This is a genomic window from Methanosarcina sp., assembly GCF_049706645.1.
GTDB lineage: Archaea > Halobacteriota > Methanosarcinia > Methanosarcinales > Methanosarcinaceae > Methanosarcina.
This window is the reverse complement of record NZ_JBNAKP010000038.1, coordinates 14,753-30,837: the sequence shown is the minus strand read 5'-3', so window position 1 is coordinate 30,837 and position 16,085 is coordinate 14,753. Positions and strand designations below refer to the sequence as shown.

General features: G+C 43.8%; 13 protein-coding genes and 2 tRNA genes. 2 read left to right on the top strand and 13 right to left on the bottom strand.

Going from position 1 to position 16,085, the window contains the following annotated elements; translation table 11 throughout:
- Positions 1–141: 141 nt before the first annotated feature.
- The 13 genes from hypF to ACPK8D_RS13235 form a co-directional block, all read right to left on the bottom strand.
- Positions 142–2,439: a carbamoyltransferase HypF gene (gene hypF / locus ACPK8D_RS13295; RefSeq protein ID WP_424718342.1), complete on the bottom strand. Its 2,298-nt coding sequence runs from the start codon at positions 2,437–2,439 to the stop codon at positions 142–144.
- A 174-nt stretch (positions 2,440–2,613) separates the two neighbouring features.
- Positions 2,614–2,781: a hypothetical protein gene (locus ACPK8D_RS13290; RefSeq protein WP_424718341.1), complete on the bottom strand. Its 168-nt coding sequence runs from the start codon at positions 2,779–2,781 to the stop codon at positions 2,614–2,616.
- Between the two features lie 6 nt (positions 2,782–2,787).
- Complete coding sequence (locus ACPK8D_RS13285; protein WP_424718340.1) at positions 2,788–3,420, bottom strand: V-type ATP synthase subunit D; 633 nt, start codon at positions 3,418–3,420, stop codon at positions 2,788–2,790.
- Between the two features lie 5 nt (positions 3,421–3,425).
- The gene (locus tag ACPK8D_RS13280) at positions 3,426–4,808 is read right to left on the bottom strand and encodes an ATP synthase subunit B (protein WP_424718339.1); all 1,383 of its coding nucleotides are present in this window, start codon (positions 4,806–4,808) and stop codon (positions 3,426–3,428) included.
- Between the two features lie 2 nt (positions 4,809–4,810).
- Complete coding sequence (locus ACPK8D_RS13275; RefSeq protein ID WP_424718338.1) at positions 4,811–6,547, bottom strand: ATP synthase subunit A; 1,737 nt, start codon at positions 6,545–6,547, stop codon at positions 4,811–4,813.
- Positions 6,538–6,840 carry a V-type ATP synthase subunit F gene (locus ACPK8D_RS13270; RefSeq protein ID WP_424718337.1) on the bottom strand — a complete coding sequence of 101 codons (303 nt, stop codon included), beginning with the start codon at positions 6,838–6,840 and terminating at the stop codon, positions 6,538–6,540. Before ACPK8D_RS13270 ends, ACPK8D_RS13275 begins: the two co-directional genes overlap by 10 nt.
- Entirely contained in the window at positions 6,840–7,922 is a 1,083-nt protein-coding gene (locus ACPK8D_RS13265) for a V-type ATP synthase subunit C (protein WP_424718336.1), read from the bottom strand. The genes ACPK8D_RS13270 and ACPK8D_RS13265 overlap by 1 nt, the downstream gene beginning before the upstream one ends.
- A gap of 6 nt (positions 7,923–7,928) precedes the next feature.
- Positions 7,929–8,480 carry a V-type ATP synthase subunit E gene (locus ACPK8D_RS13260; protein ID WP_424718335.1) on the bottom strand — a complete coding sequence of 184 codons (552 nt, stop codon included), beginning with the start codon at positions 8,478–8,480 and terminating at the stop codon, positions 7,929–7,931.
- A gap of 198 nt (positions 8,481–8,678) precedes the next feature.
- Entirely contained in the window at positions 8,679–8,927 is a 249-nt protein-coding gene (locus ACPK8D_RS13255; RefSeq protein ID WP_424718334.1) for a V-type ATP synthase subunit K, read from the bottom strand.
- Between the two features lie 4 nt (positions 8,928–8,931).
- Positions 8,932–10,878 carry a V-type ATP synthase subunit I gene (locus tag ACPK8D_RS13250; protein ID WP_424718333.1) on the bottom strand — a complete coding sequence of 649 codons (1,947 nt, stop codon included), beginning with the start codon at positions 10,876–10,878 and terminating at the stop codon, positions 8,932–8,934.
- Entirely contained in the window at positions 10,871–11,200 is a 330-nt protein-coding gene (ahaH, locus tag ACPK8D_RS13245; RefSeq protein WP_424718332.1) for an ATP synthase archaeal subunit H, read from the bottom strand. The genes ACPK8D_RS13250 and ahaH overlap by 8 nt, the downstream gene beginning before the upstream one ends.
- Before the next feature lie 756 nt (positions 11,201–11,956).
- Entirely contained in the window at positions 11,957–13,135 is a 1,179-nt protein-coding gene (locus ACPK8D_RS13240) for a radical SAM protein (RefSeq protein WP_424718331.1), read from the bottom strand.
- Positions 13,136–13,270: 135 nt separating this feature from the next.
- Positions 13,271–14,128 (bottom strand): geranylfarnesyl diphosphate synthase, encoded by an 858-nt coding sequence (locus ACPK8D_RS13235; RefSeq protein WP_424718330.1) that lies wholly within the window; start codon positions 14,126–14,128, stop codon positions 13,271–13,273.
- Between the two features lie 1,632 nt (positions 14,129–15,760).
- On the opposite strand from ACPK8D_RS13235, the gene ACPK8D_RS13230 reads away from it, so the two are divergent.
- Together ACPK8D_RS13230 and ACPK8D_RS13225 are read left to right on the top strand one after the other, a co-directional pair.
- A tRNA-Gly gene (locus ACPK8D_RS13230) sits at positions 15,761–15,832 on the top strand.
- 78 nt (positions 15,833–15,910) lie between these two features.
- Positions 15,911–15,995: transfer RNA gene (locus tag ACPK8D_RS13225), tRNA-Leu, on the top strand.
- The last annotated feature ends 90 nt before the right edge of the window (positions 15,996–16,085 follow it).

The following is a 16,085-nucleotide window of genomic DNA, read 5'->3' as shown; positions in this document are numbered from 1 at the left end:
ATATTGAGGCTCAAAGCCTGGTAAAAAACGAAAAAGTAGGAACAGTAATGCGTATAGAGTTCCAGATATGAGCCCCTCGGGGCAAATATAAACTTTCTTACGCAGAAATCGCAGGCCAGCCAATCGGGAAGCCATTCAGAATTATTTCTCGGGCTTTATGCCCAGCCCTGCCGCAAGAGCCTGCCCGAAGGAAATACATCCGTCTCCACAGGGAATCTGGCGATGGGCCAGGAATTCAAAACCTGCTTCCGTAACAGTTCCTGCAATGCACGAAGTAATGTGATCATTATAGGCAACCCCTCCACTAAGGCCTATCTTTTCAAGTCCCAGTTTTGCGGCAAGAGACGCGGCAAGTTCCGAAATTCCCCTGGCAAGGCTTTCCTCAACCGCAAAAGCAAGATCAGAAGAGGAATACTTTCCGGAAAGTTCATATACCCCCAGAAGAAGCTCGGTAGTGTCAAGCACAGGAATTCCTGAGTCCCTGTCTCTCTTAATGACCACAGGAAGATCGACAACATGGGTACTTTTCCTTGCGGCAGATTCGAGTTTCATTGCCGGTTCCCCTTCATAGGTTCTTATTCCGCAGATACCAAGCATTGCGGCAGCTGCATCAAGTACTCTGCCTGTACTGCTGCTTCGGACAACGTTTACCCCGGTTTCGAGCTGCTTCATCACAGTTGAAAATTCCATCGTTCCCTGCGGGAAGATAAGAGGAAGTTTTTCCAGTTCTGCTCTCCCGAGCCTCTCGAAAAGGATGCCCAGAACCATCCTCGAAGGTATCCTCGATGCAAGATCTCCCCCTGGCATTGGTTGAGGAAGTAAATGCCCAATGCGCTCGTGTCCGAAGTAAGAAGATTCAAAGAGTTCCCCTCCCCAGACTGTGCCGTCACTGCCGTATCCGACACCGTCAAGGGCGATTCCCAGAATTCGGGAATCCATGGGCAGGGAGTTGTCAGCCATAAGTGCCAGCATGTGGGCGTGATGATGCTGAACCTGAAGCGTATTCTCCCCTCCCATCTTTAGAGCAAAATGGGTTGTGTTAAACGCAGGATGAAGGTCGCAGCCCCAGTAAAGGGGTTCGATTCCGGTAAGCCGGATAAGGTGCCTGACAACCTCGGAATGGTACCTGAAGGTTTCTACATGATTTGTATTGCCGATATACTGAGAGATATAGGCTAGTTTTCCTTTTGCTACAGTAACCGTGGAATTCATCTCAGCCCCTACCCCTATAGAAGCCTGGACTTCGAAAGGTAGCTCTACAGGTTCAGGCACAAAGCCCCGGGAACGCCGGATAAAGGCCGCCCGTCCATTCACAATCCTGATAACCGTATCATCGTTTCGGTTTGCAATAACCCGGTTGTGCAGCAGGTAAAAATCGGCAATTCCTTCAAGTTTTTCAAGCGCCTCTTTGTTTTCTACAACCATAGGCCTTCCCGGGAGGTTGGCCGAGGTCATAATGTATACAGCGTCAGGTACGTGGTCAAAAAGCAGATTCTGTGTGCCTGTATAAGGAAGCATGACCCCTATATTGTGCAGTCCAGGGGAGACCGATTCTGCCAGATTGAATTCCTTTGCTCTGGGAAGCACGGTAATGGGGCGGCGATGGGATGTCAGATATTCCCTGCCTGGGCCCTCAAGCTCTGCAAAGGCCTCCACAACCCCGGCATTTTTTGCCATAACTGCAAAAGGTTGTCCCGGACGCCTTAACCGCCTTCTGAGCTCCATTACGGGTTTCTCATTTCGAGCATTACAGGCAATATGGAAGCCTCCAAACCCCTTAATAGCTAGAATTGAGCCCTGCTGAAGGAGGTTAGAGGCATGTGCAATTGCTTCATAGCCTTTTACCAATACATTTCCTTCAGGGTCCAAAAGCCAGAGCTCTGGCCCGCACTTTGGGCAACAAACAGGCTGCGCATGATACCTTCGGTTAAGAGGGTCAGTATACTCTTTGTCACACTCCGGGCAAAGAGGAAAGTCTGCCATAGTCGTATTTTCCCGGTCATAGGGAAGGTTCCGGACTGTCGTATATCGAGGTCCGCAGTTTGTGCAGACTGTAAAAGGATAATGGTAATACCTGGAAGCAGGATTAAAAATCTCTGACCTGCACTGTTCGCAAATAGCCGTATCAGGAGGAATTATGGAATTTTCAAAAACTCCGGATTCGCTGGGCACGATAACAAATTTAGAATACCCGGAGAAAGGGACATTTTTTGTTTTGATTTCCGTAACTTTAGCGAGAGGAGGCTTTTTTTCAGGAAGTTCTTTAAGAAAATTATCAAGGCTTTCCCGATTCCCCTCTATAAGGATTTCCACATAGTTTCCCAGATTTTTCACGTATCCGAAAAGCCCATTGGCTTTTGCGAGCTGGTATATAAAAGGGCGAAAACCTACACCCTGCACAGTACCGGTAATATGGAGAAGCCTTGCTTCGTTTTGCATATAAAATAAAGATTGCTGTTCGTCGTTAAAATAGCTTTCTAAGTAGTTAAAAGTATTCAACAATATTAATAGATTAAAATGAGCATAAAAATTACACACTTAAACTGATATAATTTCAAATAAAATCAGAAATCTGTGACAGGATTCAGGATAAGGATCATCCTGAGGTTCAGGTCACATAAAGTCTGGATAAATTGTTTTTATAATTATCATGAACCCCATGATCATCATTAAAAGGGAAATCTTCCAGGCCACCTGTAACAGGCGGGCCTGGTTTTTGGGTTCAGCTAATTTAAATACTGCTCTTTCAACCAGATTCGGTCTATCGTCACACGCTGCCATTTCAAATCAAGCTTGATTTTTCATTCTCTCCTTGACTCTCTTCAGCCGGGAAGTACCTTCCCTTTCCATCTCCTCAAGGGTAAAACGAATGTACTTCATGGTTGCAATGAGCTCGGGAATAACTTTGAATTCGAGAGCGTTCACACGCCTCTTGGTCTTCTCGATTTCATTAAGAAGCCTTTTCATTGTTGTTTCAAGCTCAGCGGCGGTTATGATCTTTTCTACCAGATCTTCATAGGCATCTGCAGACTCATCAATATATGAGTTTGTCCCGATAATACCGTAACCCCTGTCTATTAGAGGTTTGCGGACGCCTGTAGAACTGATTTTTGGCACCACAACACCCATGATATTATGCCCTGAAAGCTGGATTTCAGGAGATTCCTTTGCTGTAAAAGCGGTTGACTTGACCGCAACCATTCCGTTTACAGCAGAGGCGAGATTGATTTTTCCTGTAGCGTTTACATATGCAGCATCCAGCTCGGTCCTGACGTTCCTTGCCTCGTTAAGGATCTTAAAGAACTCAAGAATAAGACCATCTCTCTTCATCTTAAGGAGCTTGTGCCCGCTTTCAGAGAGCTTGACTTTTTTCTTGAGTTCGATCAGCTCCGACCGAGTTGGTTTTACGTCTTGAGCCATGACAATCACTGACCCTTTCTGTGTGCAGGGTGGTATTTCTGGATGTACTTGTTGTCAATCCTACCCAGCTGGTTTTCAGGCAGATGCGCAAGAATACCCCATCCGATATCCAGAGTATCCGCAATTGTCCTGTTCTCGTTTCTGCCCTGTGTAACGAACTTCTGTTCGAAGAGGTCAGCAAACTCAAGGAACTTGACGTCTCTGTCAGACAGAGCTTCTTTACCGACGATAGCCACGAGACCTCTCAGGTCACGCCCTTCTGCATAACCTGCATACATCTGGTCAGAAACTGCCTTGTGGTCTTCCCTGGTCTTGCCTGCTCCGATACCGGAGTTCATCAGCCTTGACAGGGACGGCAATACATTGATTGGCGGGTAGATACCTTTCCTGTGCAATTCTCTTGAAACCACAATCTGTCCTTCGGTAATATATCCGGACAGGTCAGGAATCGGGTGTGTAATATCGTCACCAGGCATAGAAAGAATCGGAATCTGGGTAACTGACCCCTTTGCGCCCTTTACAATACCTGCGCGCTCGTAGAGAGTTGCAAGGTCAGTGTACATGTAACCCGGATACCCACGACGGCCAGGAATTTCGTTACGGGCGGCACCCATCTGACGGAGAGCTTCTGCATAGTTGGTAATGTCAGTCAGAATGACAAGTACGTGCATGCCGTGTTCGTATGCCAGATATTCAGCTGCGGTCAGCGCCATACGCGGAGTGACGATACGTTCTACAGCAGGGTCATCTGCAAGGTTGAGGAACACAACTGCCCTTTCCAAAGCGCCTGTCTTTTCAAAGTCGCTCATGAAATACTGGGCTTCTTCATTGGTGATACCCATTGCTGCGAAAACTACTGCGAACGGTGCTTCGGATCCTGGCACAGCCGCCTGCCTTGCGATCTGCAGGGCAATTTCGTTGTGCGGGAGACCTGAAGCTGAGAAAATAGGCAGTTTTTGCCCACGGACAAGTGTGTTTGTTCCGTCGATTGTGGATATGCCAGTCTGGATGAAATCTTTTGGGGGCAACCTGGCATATGGGTTCATTGCAGCACCGTTGATGTCCAGAAGCTGGTCAGGCACAATCCTGGGCCCGCCGTCAAGGGGGTCTCCCGAACCTGAAAGGATTCTTCCGAGGAGATCGATGGATGCAGGGAGCTTCAGGGTTTCCCCTGTGAAGACTACACCGCAATTCTTGTCCAGACCACCAGTACCTTCAAAAATCTGGATAACCACTATGTCCGCTGAAGAGTCCAGCACCTCGCCTCTGCGGGTGGTTCCGTCAGGCAGGTTGACAGTAACGATTTCTTTATAGCCTACAGGCTCTGTTTTTTCAACAAAGACAAGTGGTCCTGCAATCTGAGTGATTGTCTTATATTCTTTTACCATGCTTACCTACCTCTCAGGGATGCAAACTCTTTATCCATCTTTGCCAGGACAGCGTCCATAGAAGCATCAAAGTTCTCCTCAAACTTGACCTTGGGAAGCTCATTCTTAGAGTCCATCTTGATAAGTTCCGAGATGGGAATACCTGATTTCAAAGCTTCCTGTGCCGCATCTCCGTACCTCATGATTGCCTTCATGATCTTGTACTGTTCAGCGAACGGGCTGTAGGTATCGATCGGGTGGAATGCATTCTGCTGCAGGAAGATTTCCCTGATCATACGGGTAATTTCAAGCAGGAGCTGCTGATCGTCTGGCAGAGCGTCGGAACCTACAAGCTGCACGATTTCCTGCAGTTCGGATTCTGTCTGGAGCATTACCATTGCTCTTTCCCTCATAGCCACGTAGTCAGTAGCCACGTTATCAGTAAACCAGTCATTAAGGCTTTCCTTGTACAGACTGTAACTGTTCAGCCAGTTGATAGCAGGGAAGTGACGCCTCTGAGACAGCTTGGCATCGAGAGCCCAGAACACTTTTACAATACGCAGGGTATTCTGCGTAACAGGCTCTGAGAAGTCACCGCCAGGAGGAGATACTGCTCCAATAACAGTGATGGAACCTTTTTTACCGCTAAGGGATTCAGCAACACCGGCACGCTCGTAGAATTCGGCAAGCCTTGCAGACAGGTATGCCGGATAACCTTCTTCACCAGGCATTTCTTCCAGACGGGAGGAGATTTCTCTCATGGCTTCTGCCCACCTGGAGGTGGAGTCTGCCATCAGGGACACGTCTAACCCCATGTCACGGAAGTATTCTGCAATGGTGATTCCGGTGTACACAGATGCTTCTCTTGCGGCCACAGGCATGTTTGAAGTATTAGCGATAAGAACAGTACGCTCCATGAGCGGCCTTCCGGTCTGAGGGTCTTCGAGTTCCGGGAATTCGCTCAGAACGTCTGCCATTTCGTTTCCGCGCTCACCACAACCGATGTAGACCACAATTTCAGTGTCACTCCACTTTGCAAGCTGCTGTTGAGTAACGGTCTTTCCCGATCCGAAAGGTCCGGGAATTGCAGCAGTTCCGCCTTTTGCCACAGGGAAAAGCCCGTCAAGGATTCTCTGTCCTGTAACCAGAGGTTTTTCGGGAGTAAGTTTTTCCCTCACAGGTCTGGGTCTCCTGACAGGCCACCTTTGCATCAGCTGCAATTCGGTCCCATCAGTGAGGGTACAGACTGTGTCTACTACCGTAAAGTTCCCGCTCTTTATCTCGGCAACTGTACCGGAGATGTCAGGAGGTACCATGATCTTATGTTCAATATTTACGGTTTCCTGTACAACACCAATTACTTCTCCGCCTTTTACGGAATCGCCCTTCTTGACAATGGGTTTGAATTCCCAGAGTTTCTTGTGGTCAAGCCCATCTGCAGTAACACCTCTGCCAATGAAACCGCCCGTAGTTGCAAGCAGAACGTGCAGAGGCCTTTGAACCCCGTCATAAATACTTGAAAGAAGACCCGGACCAAGTTCCACAGACAGAGACATCCCTGTAGAATAACAGGGTTCCCCTGGCTTGACGCCTGCGGTCTCTTCGTATACCTGGATGATGGTTTTGGGCCCTAAAATCTGGATGACTTCACCCATTAAACCTTCATTACCGACTTTGACCAGGTCATACATTTTTGCCTTCAAGCCGATGGCGGTGACGACAGGCCCAGACACACGATAAATTTCACCTTTTATTTCCACAGATCAACACCTACCGCTTGTTTTATTTTATCTCTTAAACTCGAGCCTGCTCCGCTGCCGCCCAAGGCTACTACTGTGGGCTGGACAGACTCATTCAAGTTTTTCCTTAGAATTTCCGGCAGATTACCAATGTCATCATTATGCATTACAAGAATCCCGATACTCTTATTATCAAGCACAGATTTCACCGCGGACTCAGTGGATGTGACATCAGCGGTTTCATAAATATTCCTGATACCAGCCAGCCTGAATCCCGTAACAAAATCACTCTTTCCGATCACTGCCAATTCCATCAGATAACCACCAACTGGTCTTTGATTAATTCATCACTGAGACCACCCTCTTTACCCCTGAAGACAATCCGGAGGTTGGTGACCTCATTATTTTTATGGATAATATAGTCCAGAATAGGTAAAACTGAGATCGGAGATACATGCGAAAGAATGGATGAGGATTCAAGATAATATCTTGTAAGCTTGCTTTCAAGAGGAGTTAGAGAAGCCATATTCGGATCGGTAACGCCTGAAATTGCATCCCAGTACTGAGTTTTTTGAAGCTCGTTGACAAATTCGTCATATGGTAGAGGCGCCAGTTTCTCGAGCTTTAACTCGAGACCACCTTCAATCATGAGAGGCATGATATCATCAAGCTGCACAACTCCTGCTCTTTTCAGCCTGAAAAGGTTAGTTAAATTCTTAACGTCTACTTCCAATCTGACAACTTTAGCAAAGAGCTTGCGGTCCTTAGATCTTGGTTTTCCGATTGCTTCAAACAAGCTTGTATAATATACTTTGTCAAGTTCGTTTTCTATGTATGCCAAGTTAGTTCCGTCAAACTTCTGCAGCAAGGGGTAGTACTCGGAATATTTCAGGCCCTCAACGATTTCCTGGTATGTGGCCTTGGCTGCAAGTTCTGACATAGAAGTATAAGTAAACTCCCCGGCAGCAATCAGAGACTCCAGGATATCTTCAACAGATGCGTTGTAGAGTTTACCACGGAGAAGTGTCTTTATGTTCCAGATGTCATACCTTTTCAGATATGCGACAACCAGGTAATTCAGTTCTCCTGAGGTAATTCTTACCAACTTATCATAGGTGAGCGCAAGATTCCTGTTCAATGCGTGTTCTGCCAGATCGCCACCACTGTATTTCATTGCCAGTTCGTCAACGTCGTTTTTATATTCAGACTCTTGGATAAAGCGGGTAATTTCGTCAATTCCCATGTTAAGAAGCCGGGGATACGATTCTTTAGGAAGCAGCTTACTTTTCATCGCGCGGACACGGGTTACGGCATAAGCATAGTTAGAACTGCCTTTTTTCTTTTTATCGGATTTTCGTGAGGGTTTTTTCCCCCAGAGATTCTCCAAAAGCCGCATTGAAAATCACCCGTATAAAATGTCAGATATCTGCTTCAATGAACGTTCATACACGTTTTTCAGGATTGAATCGTATGTGAAATCTAACCTGACTGTCCTATCCTCGTTTTCCAGAACAAGGCCACCAATCGAATGAATATTACCAGCGTAAGATAGAGAACTTAGCTTCTTGACAGTCTCTTCTGAATCCTTAGAAGAATAAACTCTAGCACCGCTAGCTTCGTGCTTGTTGAGAATATGTTTCAACAGCTCTTCTTTTTTGGATACCGGCATTGACTTGATTTTTTCAACTGTCTGGATATAAACTGTATCTAGAAGTTCCTTACGCTTGTTAAGCGTAACTCTTTTTACTTCCAGGTTTGCACTTGATATGATCTGCTGGTGCAGATTTTGGAGGTCCTCTTCTGCCTTGGCAAGGCTGTCTCCGAGCATCTTCTTCTGTACTTCTTTAGCTTCATTTATGATCTCGGAGGCCTTTGCATCGCCTTCGGCTTTAATACGGGAAACCTCAGCTCTTGCACCCTCTTGGATGTCTTTTACAACGATCTCTAGTCCCATGCTTACACCTCCAAATAAATTTAGAGCAAAAAAGTGCTCTAAAGCCTAGAGCAAAAACTCTAAGCTGCTTAGAGTGCAACGATACCTAAGGGAAACTTAGAGCATTATAACCGCTCCAAGCCTGTCTGGTAAGGAAAAAACACCCAGGTTAGCTTAAAGCAATGCTCTAAGAAATTTAAGAGCGGGAAGCTCTTAAATTTAAGCAGAATTGATAAGCAATGCAACGACGAGACCGAAGATAACAATGGTTTCTGGAATGACAGTAAGGATCAGACCCTTACCGAATAATCCTTCGTTTTCTGCCATTGCGCCGATTGCTGCTGTACCGATATCTTTTTCAGCTATTGCAGATGCAAGTCCAGTTACTGCGATTGCAATTGATGCACCGAGTGCTTTCATTCCTTCTGCGTCCAGAAAAAGACTACCTGCTGTTGCTCCGTCTACCATGTTTTTATTCCTCCGTGTATTTTCTTATATATCCGAATGGGTTGAATTTTCTGCCCCCGCCTTCATAGAATTTTCCAAAGAATTCTACATACTGCAACCTGAGTGCATGCAGTCCGGGAGCGATAATACTCAGAACAGTGTTAAGACCATGTCCGAGTATAAATACGATTATTGCAGCTACTGCTGCGAAGCCAATCTGAGAATGATCAGCCCAGATCATTTTGAAGGCTATGTCATTGACCGTACCTGCGATATAAATCGAAGATAGACCGACTGCGATAATACGGGCATACGAAAGCGCATTACCCATAAGAGATGGCAATTCGATCGGACCTTTGATTCCCTCACCCATGGTGAGCATCACAACTCCAAGAACAAGAACACCAGCACCGACATACATCAATGCCGAACCGCCAAAATAACCGACAGCTGCAAGGATTGCACCAAGCTCTATAATAATCCAACTGCCTTTTTCAAGAACCGCGTGTTTCATTCCGTGGTGCCTGGCGATGTTTGAAAACCCGAACAGGAACCCAAGATTTAAGTGAAGCAGTCCGACAAAGACGCTTAGTCCAATCATAGTCATTACCATGTGAGACCTGTGAATCGGGAACGTAAATTCCTCGCCTCCGATACTTTCAAAGAGAGTGATAGTTTCCCAGCCTGGTATCAGGCCTGGCACTACTCCGTGAACAGTATGTAAACTCGCAAGCGAGAATCCAAGGAACTCACCATAAATAACTCCAAAAATAATTGACCATATCTGACAATAGATTAGAATATCCATGAGAGGCTTCACTGCATCTGACTTTACCAGTGTTCTGATAGCCAGTGCAAGCACTCCCAGTATCAGTGCATATCCGATGTCTCCGAGAATCATTCCATAGATCAGCGGGAAAGTAATGAAAATCGCTGAGGATGGATCAATTTCAGTATATTTGGGCCTGGAATACAGATCCATAATCTGCTGCATCGGTGCCACAGCTTTTGAGTTATTGTATTCGACAGGGGCATGCTCTTCTTCCTCATGATGAATTTCGAGGCTGGTAACATATGCCTTGCCGTTAGTGGCACTGTTAACTACACTGACAATCCTGTCATAATCTTCGGTGGGGGTCCAGCCATCGATTATGAACGCGTTTGCAGATGTAGCTATCCTAAGAGGCAGTTCTGCTTTCTGACTCTCGATACTCAGGACCTCGTCGCTAGCAAGGATGAAATCGGCGTACCTGGCTTTCAAGGACTCGATCTCACCTTTCAAGGATTCGATCCTTCTGGTGACTTCGGCTTCTTTCTGTTCAATGAATCTTAACAGCTCGCTTGGGACACCACCTCTTTCAGGAACCCTAAGTTCTTTGAATCCAAGACCCTGAAGTAATTCGTAGACTTTGTCGGCATCACTTTTAGCTACAAACAGTACAACTGCTTTTGATTGAGGGTCATAGTACAGTTCGTAAGCTTGGGTGATACTCGAAATCTGACTTGCTTCCAGGCTGCCTTTTACAGTGCCCGCGAAAACTTTGAGGTTCTCGTAGCCACGGTAATATTCGAAGTCAAGGTTGATGGACAGATAAGGCAGGATTTCCCTTTTCTGGGAGTCCAGGTCTTTTAATTCATTTTCAAGCTGAGAAATTGATTCCGTTTTAGTTGAAATTGTCCTGTCCAGTTCATTTAACTTCGAGTCAAGTTCGCGCAGAACCGAGTCAGTTTTCTGAACTACCGGTTTTTTGCTTTCAATCCCCAAATAATTGGCGATAGAGCGGATCTTCACAAGCTTTTTAGAGACTTCTTCTGCGTTTTTAAATGGCTTGCTGATCTTAAAACCAGACTCGTCTTCGACAAAATCTTCGACGTGAAAAAGATTTGTATCATGCAATGCATCGATGGTTTCTTTTAGAATGCTTTTGTGCCCGACAATAACGGCCCTTGTCATCTCTTTAGGTCTACTCATTAAGGACCGCCCTCTCAAACTCCTGTACTAGGTAATTGACGGATTTGTCGATGTTAGCTTGAGCTTTTTGGGACATGGCTAATGCGTTTTTTTCACCATCGTTGACGATCTTATCTCTTTCCTCCAGGATCTTTTTTTCACCCTCTTTAAAAGAGTCTTGTGAAGCTTTATGTGCATCGATTTCGGCCTGTTTCAGGATTTCCCTGGCTTCAGCCCGAGCATCGGAAATGCGCTTGTTTTTAGCGTCAATGGCCTCGTTCACCATTGATTTAGCGCTTTCCTCTGCTTTTTTTATTTCAGATAAGATTTCATTTTTAGCCATGTGAATCTCCGTCTCTCAAAATTTAATATATAAATTAATAATTAAAAATCCCTACTCCAATGGAGGTAGTTAACAAATCCTTCGTGAAAGAACTATATAACAGCTTCGGTTTTATCAAAGAAGAGGAGAGAGATTATAATGAAAAATCGTTATATATTCAATGTATAAGAAATTTTTAAGAAATTTAGAAATATAAATAGCAAAATATACGGTTTAAATGAAAAAGATTAAATATAACAGTAAAAAATAATTAAATCTCGACAGTGAAATATAATTAAGTAATGAAAAATAATCAAATTGAATGTCTGAAAATAAAATGTAAAGCGTAACCCTAATTAATGGAGTTAAAATATAGGGAATATATTCAGAACTGTATTAAAATCAGTTAAAAAATTATAAATGAATCATTTTATAAAAGAAGTTTTAACCTTTTTTTCCCCAAATAAAAGCTTTTAAAAGCATTTTCAAGTAAAGAACAGAAGTTACTTTAACTGGGCAAAACAGTAAAAATCTTTTTACAGTAAACCCCAATTTCAAGAAAATTAAACCTTTCAAAAGCTGACTTTCTAAAATAAACTCCTGTCCGATCTCCAACAACGTATCAGTCTGGTATGCAAACTGCAGTATTCAACTTTCAAATTGGGAAGTCAGTCCATTTTCCGTAAAAAAAGAAGCGTTTGAGGAAAAAAGCCCTGAAAACGTTTATTTTCCGGGCAGGCAATTAAAAAACAAAGTTAAAAAATAACATAAAAAGTGTTATTTGAGCCTGTAAGGAATCTTTGTGCCCTGAGGAATGGTGTGAATGTATTCCTTCCGGAAATCGGGGTTGCGCATCATGCAATAAGCGGCATCTTTTTTGTAGGCGCTGTGCTTACCCATACGCTTCCAGATAGCTTCCAGGGGTTCTTCACAGATATTTCCAAAGGAGAGAGGAGTGTAGGCACACGGCATGACCTCTCCGTCCGAGGCAACGTGTATCCAGCGTTTGCCCGCAAAGCACCCAAACAGGCTAGGGCCCATAAAATATGGGAACGCTGTGATTCTGGGACCTTCAGGTTTGGAATTCATTGTTTTCTGGAATTTCTCAAGCTTTAAGACATCTTTTTCTCCTATTACCTCATCCTCGTGATCAAGCCAGCGCCCAACTGCAATTATTTCATAGATAGAAAATTCATGTATTTCAAGGTCAGCCGCAAGGTTATAAAATTCTTCGAGGTCATCGATATTATGAGGGGAGACGACCACAAACATATCAGTAAGGATTCCGGCAGTTTTCGCATTTTTGATCCCAGCGACTGCATCCCTGTATGCTCCTTCTCGCCCCCGAATGCGGTTGTGCTCGGCTTCAAAGGGGCTGTCCAGACTAATTCTTGAGGCGTATAGACCTGCGGCTTTAAGCTCCCTTGCCTTTTCTTCGGAAAGCCGGAAACCTGAGGTAAAACAGGTGGCAATTGCCCTGGATTTGTCGACTCTGGCTACCATGTCAACGAGATCGTCTCGGAGCATGGTTTCCCCGCCATCGAAAGAGATAAGATAAGAACCAAGGTCCAGGCTCTGGTCCACAGCCCCGGAAATCTCATCCAGGGTCAGTTCCTTTTCTGGTTTAATATCGGCTGCTCCACAATGGATACAACGGTTGGGACAGCGGGCAGTAATTCCTATTGAAAACTGATCGGGAACTCTTTTTTTCCTGATGGCTGAAATTTCAGCACTTATTACCCGGCTAAAAACAGGCCCCGGAATAGGTGGGATCCATGTAGAGAAAATAATCTCGTTCTCATTCATCGAAATTGGTTTTTCTTCCGCAAAAATGCTGTTTATGCGCTTGAGGAAGGGCTTTGCAAGCTGCGAAAGAGGACCTTCGGCATCAAGCACCATTTTTTCGTTTTCTGTACTGGCATTTACCTTAAGCACCGGACTATCATATACTCTCATGGATACACCTGACAAAGTTAGTGGCAAATTGGAAGACTTGTTAGATTAGATAGAAACTAAATAATATCATTTTCCCATTTTACGTACAGGGAATTCGGCAGAGTTGTAATTCATTTTTCAGGAAGAGCTGAGCGGTTAAACATTCTCAAGCATATCAACAGTTATATAATCGGTAATCTGGAAGAGCTTATCCCTTGCCGGACACGTTTTGAATGTCAGGAGAGTCTCCTTTGCGGCATTAACATGCAGCTTTACGGCATCTATAGATTTTTGTATTGCTTCTTCCTTTGGCATATTTTTCATGTACACGTGCGGCAGAGTTTCAGATGTGAATTTCGATTCCTTGCCTTCGACCACTTCCAGAAACTCAAGAATATCGTCGACGATCTGGTATGCAGTTCCCAGGGAATCTCCAAAGAAATTAAAACGCTCTGCTAGGGCTTCATCAGCCCCTCCTGTATATGCCCCTATGGAAGCACTGATCGCAAATAAAGAAGCCGTTTTCTTGTAAATGCACTCGAAATAATTGCTTTCTCCGAAATTGTCCTTATCGAGTCTCAGGTCAAGGACTTCTCCTTCAGCCATATCCATCCCGGCTTTTCCGAAATCCCTGATCACTCTTTCCCCATACGGAGAAATAAACTCAATTGACTTTGCAATTAGATAGTCACCACAAAGAAGCGCCTTCGACGGACCAAATTTTTCAGGGGCTGAAGGCAGGTTTCTTCTAATAAGCCCCTGATCCAGCAGGTCATCATGGATGAGGGAAGCCGAATGCATCATTTCAACAGCAAGAGCTGCATTAAGGCTATGTTGATAAGAACCTGAACAGATCTCACTGGATAGAAGGAGGATAATTGGCCTGATTCGCTTCCCTCCGGTATTACAGACATGTTCTACCATTTTTTTTAAGCTGGATTCCCTCATTTGAGCAACGAAGGTATTTATTCCGAATTCAACATATCTGTATTCTTCCCACTCTTCAATATTCATCAATATTACTCCGTGTACTTGGACGGGCTTCCGGTAACGATCTTCTTCACCTCAAACTCAGGTTCAGAAACATAGTGCAGCTAATACTTACCTTTTTTCCTTCAGCAAGGTTAGATGGAGAATTACCTGTATATAATTGCCTGTATATTCTAGATAAACCTTCAAGTTCTCATTATTTTCGTACATGAGTTTGCAAACTGTCAGCTTGGAAGCACCAGGGTTTCCACATTCAATAGTTCCCGGAATTTACTTTTCTCCGGAATTCTACTTTCATATTCCGGATTCTAATTTTATGAGATCTTACCTTTTTTCTGGAACTTTACTTTACTCCGGGATTTTACTTTTATTCATAGAATTCTGCTTTCTTTCCGATAAGGGGCTGGGGGATCACATAGATTTCCAGCGATTATAAAAAGGCTATCCTACGACGCAATGTCGCAATGTTTCTAAAGAACATAAGGGAACACGCCAGCAGTATGAAAAGCGCAGACAGTATTCTCGTATATATTCTCTAAAACTCCGTATAACGCGATCATTACATTAACTTTTTGTTAAGCTCTGAATATTTGTCAGATATAAAGAAAGAAAATAAAATTCGTACTCAAGAGTAAGAACTACACACCCAGAGCAGTATAAACAAATGACATTTGTCTTCCCACTTAGAGGATAAAATTGCTTTCACACTTAAAGAGTTATATTCCCTCAAGTATCAAGCAGTAATACTTTTGAAAGACAGGTACAGGAAAGTAAGTATTTTTATTGAAAAATTGATTAAAAATAGGAAATTTAACAAAAAAACTGATTTTAACAGAGTAATAAAATAATATTATTGAGAGTATATTCTTTTGAATATACTCAGGAATATATGTGTTTAAAAAATATCATCTACGCGAAAGAAAGGTTAACAATAAGATAAAACTATCTATATAAAATTAAGATATATAACATATAAATGATATAAATTGGCGTTTCCGTACTCATCACTGGCAAATTGTATAATAATATCCGATTCTAATCCTTCACCAAACAGTTTCGAACAAATACATGTACTCAGCCTATCAGGTAGTTGTAATTAAAAAGTGCACGCCCAGTCAAATTTAACAGATTCTTCAACTGCATGAGTCCTTAAAAATATCAAGAAGCTGAGATTCTACAGGTTAGCCTTCATGAAACTATTATAGAAATTAGTTCCGCTGAGCAAGTAAATAAAACAGAAAATTAAGTTCATAAATAACCCTCTTGAGCCACAAGCGCAAACGTTGGGCCGCAAACGTTGAGCCACAACCGTTGAGCTGCAAACGTTGCGCCGGTTTATCACGCCGTCGCCAGAGGTTTTTCGATCAAACCTTTTCGCAAAAGGGTTGCGTTGCGCCGGTTGATCACGCCGGATAGGGCTTGGGGATTAGAAGTATTTCTCAATCACAACCGTTGCGCCGTGTGATCACGCCGCTTCCAGGGGTTTTTGATCAAACTTTTTCAAAAAGTTTGCGATCAAGGCTTTTGTGAAAAGTCTTTTGTGAAAAGGTTTGCATTTTTGATCAAACCTTTTTTTAAAAAGTTTCGGACTTCGGGTAGCGAATCGAACAGCGAAAAGAATATATATAACAAATACCTCTAGATGTGTTGCAGTTTGCGTTGATGGTCTAGTGGCTATGACTTGGGCCTTCCAAGCCCAAAACCCGGGTTCGAATCCCGGTCGGCGCATTTAACCTTTCTCAAATAAAAAATCTAAATTACTTTTTTTATTTTAGATTAAACACATTAAATAAAATAGACATTTATGCGAGGGTTGCCCAGCCAGGTCAAAGGCGATGGGCTTAGGACCCATTTTCGTAGGAATTCGTGCGTTCGAATCGCACCCCTCGCATTTCTTTTACAAAATGCTACTACAGAATGCTTTTCTCAAATCCACTTACCAAATTTTTTTCAGTACTTCCCAGACAAAGTAATATCACTT

Excerpts from the sequence above, each read along its gene's own strand:
- ACPK8D_RS13250 (WP_424718333.1), bottom strand. The coding sequence starts at position 10,878 with ATGAGTAGACCTAAAGAGATGACAAGGGCCGTTATTGTCGGGCACAAA.
- hypF (WP_424718342.1), bottom strand. The coding sequence starts at position 2,439 with ATGCAAAACGAAGCAAGGCTTCTCCATATTACCGGTACTGTGCAGGGT.
- ACPK8D_RS13235 (WP_424718330.1), bottom strand. The coding sequence starts at position 14,128 with ATGAATATTGAAGAGTGGGAAGAATACAGATATGTTGAATTCGGAATA.
- ahaH (WP_424718332.1), bottom strand. The coding sequence starts at position 11,200 with ATGGCTAAAAATGAAATCTTATCTGAAATAAAAAAAGCAGAGGAAAGC.
- ACPK8D_RS13270 (WP_424718337.1), bottom strand. The coding sequence starts at position 6,840 with ATGGAATTGGCAGTGATCGGAAAGAGTGATTTTGTTACGGGATTCAGG.
- ACPK8D_RS13290 (WP_424718341.1), bottom strand. The coding sequence starts at position 2,781 with ATGGCAGCGTGTGACGATAGACCGAATCTGGTTGAAAGAGCAGTATTT.
- ACPK8D_RS13280 (WP_424718339.1), bottom strand. The coding sequence starts at position 4,808 with ATGGTAAAAGAATATAAGACAATCACTCAGATTGCAGGACCACTTGTC.
- ACPK8D_RS13265 (WP_424718336.1), bottom strand. The coding sequence starts at position 7,922 with ATGCGGCTTTTGGAGAATCTCTGGGGGAAAAAACCCTCACGAAAATCC.
- ACPK8D_RS13285 (WP_424718340.1), bottom strand. The coding sequence starts at position 3,420 with ATGGCTCAAGACGTAAAACCAACTCGGTCGGAGCTGATCGAACTCAAG.
- ACPK8D_RS13255 (WP_424718334.1), bottom strand. The coding sequence starts at position 8,927 with ATGGTAGACGGAGCAACAGCAGGTAGTCTTTTTCTGGACGCAGAAGGA.
- ACPK8D_RS13260 (WP_424718335.1), bottom strand. The coding sequence starts at position 8,480 with ATGGGACTAGAGATCGTTGTAAAAGACATCCAAGAGGGTGCAAGAGCT.
- ACPK8D_RS13240 (WP_424718331.1), bottom strand. The coding sequence starts at position 13,135 with ATGAGAGTATATGATAGTCCGGTGCTTAAGGTAAATGCCAGTACAGAA.